The sequence below is a fragment of the Paracraurococcus ruber genome (genome assembly GCF_004353985.1).
GTDB lineage: Bacteria > Pseudomonadota > Alphaproteobacteria > Acetobacterales > Acetobacteraceae > Paracraurococcus > Paracraurococcus ruber.
On the sequence record NZ_SMOA01000655.1, the window covers coordinates 1 to 679 of the forward strand.

Annotated in this window: 2 protein-coding genes; both read left to right on the forward strand. The window is 79.1% G+C overall.

Features of this window, described 5'->3' with window-relative positions:
* The coding region (locus E2C05_RS32320; RefSeq protein ID WP_133223665.1) for a tetratricopeptide repeat protein at positions 1-415 on the forward strand (415 nt) is incomplete at its 5' end.
* The coding region (locus tag E2C05_RS32325) for an ATP-binding protein (RefSeq protein ID WP_275670533.1) at positions 384-679 on the forward strand (296 nt) is incomplete at its 3' end. The genes E2C05_RS32320 and E2C05_RS32325, both read left to right, overlap by 32 nt.

A 679-nucleotide genomic window follows, 5' to 3' on the forward strand; every position in this document is an offset into this window, starting at 1 on the left:
CGCCCCCGCGGCCCCGGCCACGCCGGCCGCCCGCACGCCCGAGAAGGCGCTGGCGGACGGCCAGTCGGCGCTGTCGCGGCGCGACTACCCGGCCGCCGAGGCGGCGGCGCGGGAGGTGCTGGCGGCCCGCGGCAGCCCGCGCGGCTACGATGCCCGCTTCCTGCTGGCGGATGCCGAGTTCGGCCAGCGCAACTGGCAGGACGCGGCCGTCGCCTATGGCGAGGCCTACAAGGCCAACCAGAAGGGCAGCCGGGCGGCCGAGGCGCTGATCGGCTTCGGCACTTCCCTGGCCAACCTGAACCAGCGGCGGGAGGCCTGCGACGCCTTCGGCGTGGTGCAGAGCGAGTATCCGCAGCTTCGCGGCGCGCTGAAGGAGCGGCTGGATGCCGGCCGGCAGCGCGCCGGCTGCCGCTGAGGGACAGGGTCCGGTCGGCGCGGCGGAATTCGCCGCGCTGATGGCGCCGCTCGGGCCCTTCGGCCCGGCGCCGCGGCTGGCGGCCGGCGTCTCCGGCGGGCCGCACAGCCTGGCGCTGGCCCTGCTGGCGGATCGCTGGGCCCGCGGCCGGGGCGGCACGCTGCTGGCGCTGGTGGTGGATCACGGGCTGCGGCCGGAAAGCGCGGCCGAGGCCGCCGGCGTGGTGGCGCGCCTGGCCGCCCGGGGGATCGCCGCGCGCCGCCT